The 8,792-nt window shown below is 61.3% G+C and carries 6 protein-coding genes, 1 tRNA gene and 1 pseudogene; 4 read left to right on the plus strand and 4 right to left on the minus strand.

What is annotated here, in order from left to right:
* Positions 1-309 precede the first annotated feature (309 nt).
* Positions 310-1,176, plus strand: coding sequence for an SDR family oxidoreductase (locus X738_RS79770; RefSeq protein WP_023804108.1), 867 nt, complete (start codon positions 310-312; stop codon positions 1,174-1,176).
* Between the two features lie 290 nt (positions 1,177-1,466).
* Here X738_RS79770 and X738_RS79775 read toward each other — a convergent pair whose 3' ends face one another.
* Positions 1,467-3,650 carry an OmpA family protein gene (locus tag X738_RS79775; protein WP_023804109.1) on the minus strand — a complete coding sequence of 728 codons (2,184 nt, stop codon included), beginning with the start codon at positions 3,648-3,650 and terminating at the stop codon, positions 1,467-1,469.
* A gap of 211 nt (positions 3,651-3,861) precedes the next feature.
* Between X738_RS79775 and X738_RS79780 the strand changes: the two are divergent.
* Together X738_RS79780 and X738_RS79785 are read left to right on the plus strand one after the other, a co-directional pair.
* A pseudogene (locus X738_RS79780) lies at positions 3,862-4,286 on the plus strand (YcgN family cysteine cluster protein).
* A gap of 245 nt (positions 4,287-4,531) precedes the next feature.
* Positions 4,532-4,894, plus strand: coding sequence for a hypothetical protein (locus X738_RS79785; RefSeq protein ID WP_023804111.1), 363 nt, complete (start codon positions 4,532-4,534; stop codon positions 4,892-4,894).
* A 214-nt stretch (positions 4,895-5,108) separates the two neighbouring features.
* On the opposite strand, the gene X738_RS79790 is transcribed toward X738_RS79785, so the two are convergent.
* Positions 5,109-5,819 carry an SIMPL domain-containing protein gene (locus tag X738_RS79790; protein WP_023804112.1) on the minus strand — a complete coding sequence of 237 codons (711 nt, stop codon included), beginning with the start codon at positions 5,817-5,819 and terminating at the stop codon, positions 5,109-5,111.
* A 245-nt stretch (positions 5,820-6,064) separates the two neighbouring features.
* On the opposite strand from X738_RS79790, the gene X738_RS79795 reads away from it, so the two are divergent.
* Positions 6,065-6,140 (plus strand) — tRNA-Ile (locus X738_RS79795).
* A 24-nt stretch (positions 6,141-6,164) separates the two neighbouring features.
* Here the strand turns inward: X738_RS79795 and X738_RS0145020 are convergent.
* The gene (locus X738_RS0145020) at positions 6,165-7,379 is read right to left on the minus strand and encodes a tyrosine-type recombinase/integrase (RefSeq protein WP_245277891.1); all 1,215 of its coding nucleotides are present in this window, start codon (positions 7,377-7,379) and stop codon (positions 6,165-6,167) included.
* Positions 7,380-8,049: 670 nt separating this feature from the next.
* Positions 8,050-8,792, minus strand: a 743-nt coding sequence (locus X738_RS79800) for an HlyD family type I secretion periplasmic adaptor subunit (protein WP_023804114.1), incomplete at its 5' end; no start/stop codon positions are given.

Genomic DNA, 8,792 nt, shown 5'->3' on the forward strand with positions numbered 1-8,792 from the left:
CCATTCTGTTACCTATCTATCCGGTTCGGACACCGGCACCTTCTCCCCGTATAGTGACGGGGAGAAGGGAGCTGAACGCAGCCACGGCTCAATTCTTGCGACGTTGCGAGTTGGCGAAAGCTGTGATGAAGGCGTCCTTCTCCCCGTCACTATACGGGGAGAAGTGCCCGGCAGGGCGATGAGGGGCAGCGCGACGCCACGAAAATCCTCCGCAGCGTCACCATCTCTCGATGCTCGCCGCTCTTGTAACCGGCGACGGCACGCGGCAAGGATTGTGCAAAGAGGGCCGGCACAGGAAAGGCGCAAGACATGTCGCTCAAGGGAAAGACGCTGTTCATCTCCGGCGGGTCGCGCGGCATCGGGCTGGCGATCGCGCTGCGCGCCGCGCGCGACGGCGCCAATGTGACCATCGCGGCCAAGACCGCCGAGCCCCACCCGAAGCTGCCGGGCACGATCTATACGGCGGCTGAGGAGATCGAGCAGGCCGGCGGCAAGGCATTGCCGATGCTGTGCGACATACGCGAGGAGGGGCAGGTGGCCGAGGCGGTCGCCAGAACCGTCGAAAAATTCGGCGGCATCGACATCTGCATCAACAATGCCAGCGCCATCCAACTCACCGGCACGCTGGAAACCGACATGAAGCGCTACGACCTGATGCACCAGATCAACACACGCGGCACGTTCCTGGTTTCCAAAATGTGCATTCCGCACCTGAAGTTGGCCGACAATCCTCACATCTTGAATCTGGCGCCGCCACTCGACATGAAGGCCAAATGGTTCAAGAACCATGTCGCCTATACGATGGCCAAATTCGGCATGTCGATGTGCACGCTGGGCATGAGCGCGGAGTTCGCCAGGGACGGCATCGCCGTCAATTCGCTGTGGCCGATCTCGACGATCGATACGGCAGCGGTGCGCAATCTTCTGGGCGGGGCGACAGTGGCGGCGATGAGCCGTTCGCCCGATATCATGGCCGATGCCGCGCATGCGATCCTGCTCAGGCCGTCGCGCGAAGCGACCGGCAATTTCTACATCGACGAGGAGGTGCTGCACGCCGAGGGCGTCAGCGATTTTTCGATCTATGCGCCTGACGCGACAGGTCCGCTTGCCGGCGATTTCTTCGTGCCGGACGAGGTGTTTGCGAATTCGAAAACCAACGTGAAAAATATCTACTGACTGGCACCGGCACAGCCCTCGTTTCCCAACCGAAGCAGGAAACAAAAACCCCGCCGGCGAGGGGGTACCGGCGGGGCTCATGTGTCCCGCTGGAGTCGGGACAGGGCAGGGAAGCCCTAGCCAGAATCTGGGGTGGATGACCTCGCGATTCAATGCCTGGTTAAATCGCGACTTACATTCTCCTTCAACCTCGGCTGATTGCCGGAAATTGCCCAACCCGGAGAAACCGGGGTGGGCTATGTCTTCCCGCATAGATTCCAGAAACCAGTTCAGGTTTCTGAAACTGCGAGTTAATTCGCGCTGGCGACCGGCGCAACCAGCGAGGTGATGCGGCGGATGGCGACGCGACGGTTCTCGCGCTCCGGCTCAGACGTATCGACCTTGAGATACTCCTCGCCATAGCCCTGTGTCGTCAGGTTCTCCGGCGGGATGCTGAAGGCATTGCTCAGGGCTTCGGCGACCGCCTCCGCGCGACGGTCGGACAAAGCGAGGTTCGCCTCCGGCTTGCCGACGGCATCGGTATGGCCTTCGATCAGGAAGGTTTCCGCCGGGTTCTTCTCCAGCAGCTTCTCCATGGCGCTGGCGACGCCTTCCAGTTTCTGCACCTCGGTTTCGGGGATCGAGGCTGAACCGAATTCGAAGTTCAGCGTGTCGAGGTCGATGCGGCGGGCGATGTCGCGCACGCGGGCCGAGCGCTTGACCTCGTCGATCGAGTAGAGGCGCTGCACCCTCTCCACCGGCGGCTGTTCAAGGAAGGTATAGTAGTCGTCCGGATCCTCGACCTCCTCGGAATCCAGAATGTACTCCTCGCGCGGAATGTCGATCCGAATCGGCGGCAGGTCGTCGCCTGGATCGCGCCAGTCGCCATCGTCCTCATAGTGCCGCTCGTCGACATAGCTCAGCACATATTCGCGTCCGTCGGGCGCGATGCGTGAACGCTGGACGACGTCGCCGTAGCGGTTGCGGATGGTGACGATCTGGACACCATTGTCACGCTCGACGATTTCCCGGGTGCGATTGCTCGACAACTCCTCATAGTAGACGTTCCGCGCGCCACGGCGCATGCGCGGCGTATCGTCGCTTTCCACGATCGTCTGATTGTTGAACTGGAGGATAACACGGTCGCCGAGTTCCCTGACGACGTCGACCCCGCGCGGGCGTTCACGACGGCGGCGAATGTTTTCCTCGTCGGGCGCACGCTCAACGCGTCTGCCCTTTTCCTCCGTCGCCCGAACCATCCTCTCAAGCTTGATCGCCTGCTGGGCCGACCTGTCGTCGGTGGGCGGCGGTCCCTGTTCGACCGGAGCCGGCCTCGGGGCTTCCGCCTGCTCGCCGTTCTGCTGGGTGGGCTGACCAGCGGCGTCCTGACCAGCGGCATCCTGGCCGCCGGTTTCTTGCGCGTTGTCCCTGCCGCCCCTGCGCTTGCGCTCCTTCTGGCTGTCGAACACGGGAGCCTCGCCTTGGGCCGGACCTTCCCCTTCGGCGGGTGCGGCCTGTTGGCGCTCGGCGGGCTGCTCGCCGGTTGAGGGCTGCTCTCCCGTCACCGGCTGTTCGTCGACAGGCTTCTTGCGACGGTCCTTAGCCTGATCCCGGGGCTTTTCGCCCTCGGCGGGAGCCGTTTGCTGGTCGGTCGGAAGCGGCTCGTCCTGCTCGCCGGCTTCCTTCCTGGCTGGCTGTTCGGATGGTGCGGCTTCGATCTGCTGATCCTGCTCCCGCTTCTTCCTGCGCGGTGTGACCTGCTCGTTGTCATTTGCAGGCGCGGCGTTTTCGCGAGGCGCAGCCTGCTCGGCTTCCTGCTGCTGTTGCCGGTCGCGCTTCTTTCTGCGCGGTTCTGGCTGTTCGTCGCTGGCAGGCGCCGCCTGCTCGGCGGGCTTTTCGGCAGGTGCTGCTTCCTCCTGCTGTTGCCGGTCGCGCTTCTTCCTGCGCGGCTCGGGCTGTTCGTCGCTGGCAGGTGCGGCCTGCTCGGCGGGCCGTTCGGCCGGTGCGGCTTCCTCCTGCTGTTGCCGGTCACGCTTCTTCCTGCGCGGCTCGGGCTGTTCGTCGCTGGCAGGTGCGGCCTGCTCGGCGGGCCGTTCGGCCGGTGCGGCTTCCTCCTGCTGTTGCCGGTCACGCTTCTTTCTGCGCGGCTCGGGCTGTTCGTCGCTCGCAGGTGCGGCCCGCTCGGCGGGTGCGGCTTCCTCTTGCTGTTGCTGCTCGCGCTTCTTCCTGCGCTGACCGCCCTGCTGCTCCTCGCCGGAAGGCGCGGCCTGTTCCTCGCGCTTCTTGCGAGGCTTCTGCTCCGGTTCCGCCTGCGGTGCGCAGCCTTCCGCCGACTCGCCTTCGGGGCAATTCGATTGCACGGGGATCAACGGCGTGGCGGTACTCTGCGGTGGGTCGAACGCGGCGCTGCCCTGCAACGGGAATGCGCCCAACGGCGCGGACGCCATCAGCAGGCCAAGTGCCGTGCCTGCCAGAATCCGTGGTTGGCGTTTCATTAAAAATCCTCCTTTGGCGTCCCATCCCGGCCCAAACTGTTCATCAACCGGATTGGTTCCGGTTAGCGGGCATTAACGGCCACGAAGGGCAATTGGCCGGCGTTTTGAAGGCGACTTCGTGTTATTCCTATGGTGCCGGCCTATGGTGCTGGCCGGGCCTGCGTCTGTTGCGGTGCTTGACCTTCACCCCAGCAGGGGCCACATCCCGTCGATGGAAACGCCGTTCTGGAAAATCAAGACGCTCGAGGCGATGACCCCGGCCGAGTGGGAATCGCTTTGCGACGGCTGCGGCAAATGCTGCCTGTCGAAACTCGAGGACGAAGACACCGGCGCGATTTACTGGACGAGCGTCGGCTGCCGGCTGTTCGACGCCGAAACCTGTCGCTGTTCCGATTATGCCAACCGGTTGGCGCGCGTCCCGGACTGCGTCGGTCTGACGCCGCAGAATGTGCGCACCATCAGTTGGCTGCCCAAAACCTGCGCCTNGATCTCTACTGGTGGCACAGGCTGGTGTCAGGCAGTGCCGAGACGGTGCATGAGGCCGGCATCTCCATGCGCGGCCGGGTCAGCGCCAGCGAGACCGATCTTGCCGAGCCAGACGACTATTTCGAGCACATGCTGGACGACGAGCCCTAGCGACGGGCCTTCAGCAACCGGAACCGGCTGCCCGACAGCGCGTTTTCCACCCAATGGTTCAGAACCCGCCGGATTGTTCAGAACCGGAAAGCCGAGAAGACTGCGCAATTGCTTGTGCTACATGAACCGGAAATGAACGGCCGGTTCCTAAAAAGTTCAGATACGTAAGCGTATTCTTCTCGCCATTGGTAAGACACATTGGTTCGATCAAAGGCGGGCGGAAGCCCTGAACAAGGAGAGAAGACATGTTCAACACGATCAAGACTGCGGCCCTTTCGGCGCTTATCGGCCTCGGCACGTTTGCCGCCATCCCCGCCACAGCCCATGCAGACAGCATCTATCTCGGCTTCGGCAACAACGACGAACCGCGCGTCGGCGTCTATTCCGGCGATGACGATGGTTACTACCGCGAACGCCGCCGCGAACGCGACTGGCGCCGGTCCTGCTCGCCAAACCGTGCCCTCGGCAAGGCAGAGCGCATGGGTCTGCGCCGCGCCCGTATCATCGACGTCGGCCGCCGCACCGTGAAAGTGGCGGGCCGCCAGTATGGCGACCGCGTCGTGGTCGTGTTCGCCAATGAGCGCGGCTGCCCGGTCCTCTACCGGTAAGCGTTCGCACGTTGCCTACCGGCACGGCCTGCCTGGCAGTATGACCTTCTGCAAAGGTCAGCTTTAGGGACATGACCTTCTGCGAAGGTCGGTCTGGAGTAGAGCGCCTGAGATAGAAGGGTGCGGCTCGAAAAAACCCCGGAGGACCAGTCCTCGGGGGTTTTTTTATTGCAGCAAAGTCAATGTTGCCGGTTACCCGCGCTTCAGCGGGCGGTCACTTCAACTCGAAAGTGACTGTGACATGCACTGTGTAGGAATTCTCGCCAGCCTGCACCGGAACCGATTCGCGGGCCGCATCAAAGGCCTTGGCGGTCATCGGTATCGGCGGCGGCGCGACGTTCTGGTCGGTGATTTCCAGCACCCGCCCGATGCTGACGCCGGCGGCTTCGGCCAGCGTCCTGGCCTTGGCCATGGCGTCGGCGACCGCGTTCTTGCGGGCTTCGGTGACAGTTGCCGTTGGATCCTCGTTGGAGAACGAGATGCCGCCGCCCTGGTTGACGCCGAGCGATACCGCCTTGTCGAGAATCTCGCCTGTCTTGTCGATGTCGCGGATGCGCACCGAAAGCGTGTTGGTCACCTGGTAGGCGATGAGTTCGGCTTCCTGGCTGCCGTCCGGCTTGTTGGTATAATTGTAGCGCGGGCTGATCTGGATGCCGGCTGTCTGCAGGTCGCGCTCCTTGATGCCGGCGGACTTCATTGCGGCGATCACCGAGGCCATGGCGTCGTTGTTGGCATCGAGCGCGGCACGCGCGGTCTTGGCCTCGCGCATGACGCTGAGCGTCAGCAGCGCCAGATCGGGGGCCGCGGTCGCTTCGCCTTCGCCAGTGACGACGATTCGGGGCGGCGGCGGCGAATCGGCCGCGCCGGCCATCGCCGGAAAAGCGATTGCGGCGGCGAGCGCCAACGGCAAAAGATGTCTGGTCATAAAAATCTCCTCAGTCTGCGATCCAGTCGCGCTTGTCGACTACCGCATCGGCATAAAAATCGGAATCGATTTTCGGGAAGCTCGATGCGTAGATTCAAAGCGTTAGAGCGTATTTTGTATTTTGCGCGTCTAAGTGGACGCACCTCGCTCTAATGTCTGAATATGGGCTGATTTGGACGATTTCGGCCAGCCCATCCGGAAAGCCTTGTGCGGTTCGGGGAAAAACATTAATCCAGCCGCGTGTGGGGCCTGTAGCTCAATGGTTAGAGCCGGCGGCTCATAACCGCTTGGTTGGGGGTTCGAGTCCCTCCGGGCCCACCATTCCCCCGGACAGCTATTGTTAAATCACGATTTTTTCGCCGTAATTGTCCCACCTAAATCCACCCCAGCGGAAAGTGGGACAATTTTGTTCTCTTTTCGATCGATAACCAGCAGGTATTTCGCCGCTCTCGCTACCTTCCGGCGACGCGCTTTCTTGATGTAGTGGTCGGGCTGCTGGTACGTCGTCCACCCATATATCGCCTTCAGCTGCTCGTGGGTCGCGCCGTTCTCAGCGGCGATCGTCGCGCCGGCCTTGCGAATTCCATGAGCACTGCAGTGCGGCAGCTCAGCTTGGTCACACCACTGGCGCATCTTGTTGCCTAGACCGTTCTCCGAGAACGGGCGACCATATTCATTGACCAGGAATGTCATCTGGTCGGAGGGCGTGTGTTCAAGTTCCGCCTCTAGTTCGGGCAGCAGCGGGAGCTCTACCAACACCGCATCCTTGTTACGACTGGTCTTCCCAGGCTTGATTCTGATCCACTTCTCCCACTGCTCGGTCTCCTCATTGTAGACGAGCGTGATGTGCTGTCGACCGAAGATCGCGACGTCCGACAACCGCAGGCCAGTAAACATGAAGATCGAGAGCGCACGTCTGGCTGCGGTACCCAGCGGATGCCGCTTCTCATATTGAACGATTTCCGACAAGTCCCATGGGTGCCAGCCGTCGCCGCTCTTCAGCCGTCTGATGCCGCGGGCGGGATTGGAGTCGACGCCCGGAATCTCTGTGTCCTTTGCCCACTCAAACATCGCGCTGATGGCTTTTACGATATTGTTTGCGGCGCCGAGGGCGTCGAGCCTGGTGTCCCTGATCTCCTTAACATGAGACCGTTTCATACCGGCGAATGGCAGAGATCCCTTGGTGGGATACTGAGGATCCGGGTCACCTTCGAGGGGATGAGGTAATTCGCATACGCGCTCCAGAATTGCTCGTCGGCGCGCCATAGTGTCTTGGGTGATTTCCGTGCCGCCCCGACGGTAATACTCCTGGCAAAGCCACAGTAACGTGCCTTTCTTCGCTGGCTCGGAAGGCTTCGGGAGGCGCCGGGAAATCTCGGGAAGAGTGCCGGGCCGAACATAAGTGACCTCGGCGCGCGCGCAGCGCAGTTCCTCGAGGAACTCGTCGCTGCCGGTCGGTTCACGGAGCCGGACCTTCTTCCGACCCGGTGCGCGAAAATAGTACCGATCATTGCCGTGGCGATCAGTGTCCTTCACTACGCCCTTAAGATCGATTTTCACGGCCTCATCCGTCATGTTCGTGGTTTTCGATCCCAAGGATTGTCTAGCGGCGGCGAATCTTCGTCAAGCTTTGGTGCTCCTCCGATTTGGCGGTGAGGGAGCTTTCGAAACGCCAATACAAGTTCCTCGACGTCCCAAACAATGCGCCCCTTGCTCGGCATTCGTGGCTGCGGCATCCGGCCGTCCTGGACCATTTCATCAAAGGTCGTTGAGCTTACGCCGATGAACGTCGCAGCCTGCTCGCGATTGATTCCTAGCGGCGGGAGCGAGGGCGGCAAGACGGTCGGGGTGCGTAGCATCGGTTTAGCGCGTTGAGAGCGCGTCTTTAACGCCTGCCTGTCTTCCTATGCACCTGTCCGAATATTGCAGACGCTCAATCATTTCCTGGCCCTGTGCTTGCAGGTTCACCCTAGGTCTCCAGACCTAGGGTCGCTCAAGACACCGGACTCTTTTCCAGCCTTTGTGTACGATGATGGGTATCTTAATGCGCTCGAGGCCAAGAACTGAATGGGCGGCGACTTGGAAGGGCAAAATGACCGCGGAACCACGAATCTGAGTCAGAGGCGGAATCCAAGTGAGGAAAGTATGCCTGTGCTTTCAGGACGTTACGACCCACGTAGCCCGCGGACAACCAACAGGAATACCAACAAAATATTTCTGTGGATTATTTTCATTCCTCCCGGAATGCCCGACTGATTTGGTCCGACAGCGGCTTCACGAAATAGGAAAGCGCCGTACGCTCGCCCGTCTGGACCATCGCTTCGGCCGGCATGCCGGGCACGAGCGTCAGACCCTTGAGCCTCGTCAGTTCCGCATGCGGAACCGATAGACGCACCAGGTAGTACGAAAGGCCGGTTTTTTCGTCCGTCGCCAGATCGGCTGCGATCCGGCTGACATATCCGTTCAATACCGGCGTGGTCCTCAGATTGAAGGCTGACATCCGCAGCACGGCCTTGTGACCAAGCTGGATTTGGTCGATGTCCTTCGGGGTGATTCGTACTTCAAGCGCAAGATCGTCGCCTTCCGGCACGATTAGCATAATTGGATCGGCGGGCGTAATCACTCCGCCGACCGTATGAACTGCGAGTTGTTGAATGGCGCCTGACTGCGGCGCGACGATATCGATCCGCCGCAGTTCCTGTTCAGCCGCCACCTTGCGCTCAGCATACTCCCCGACCTGCGCCTGAACCTCTCTGAGCTCCTGGCCGACTTCCGTCTTGAAATCCTGGTCGATCTGCGGGATCTGCAGGCGCGTTTCGGCTATGCGGGCTGCCGTCTGTGCCTGATATGCAATCTTCTCACCGCGTTCGCCGCCGAAAGTGGCAACCTGTATCTTCAGGCTGTTCAACCGTTGGTCCGAGACAATGCCTTGGTCGCGCAGCCCACTCAGGGCAGCAATTTCCTTTTGGAGAA

The sequence above is a fragment of the Mesorhizobium sp. L48C026A00 genome (assembly GCF_000502375.1).
GTDB classification, from domain to species: domain Bacteria; phylum Pseudomonadota; class Alphaproteobacteria; order Rhizobiales; family Rhizobiaceae; genus Mesorhizobium; species Mesorhizobium muleiense.

Coding starts and splice junctions, on each gene's coding strand:
- X738_RS79790 (WP_023804112.1), bottom strand. CDS start 5,819: ATGACCAGACATCTTTTGCCGTTGGCGCTCGCCGCCGCAATCGCTTTT.
- X738_RS79785 (WP_023804111.1), top strand. CDS start 4,532: ATGTTCAACACGATCAAGACTGCGGCCCTTTCGGCGCTTATCGGCCTC.
- X738_RS79770 (WP_023804108.1), top strand. CDS start 310: ATGTCGCTCAAGGGAAAGACGCTGTTCATCTCCGGCGGGTCGCGCGGC.
- X738_RS79775 (WP_023804109.1), bottom strand. CDS start 3,650: ATGAAACGCCAACCACGGATTCTGGCAGGCACGGCACTTGGCCTGCTG.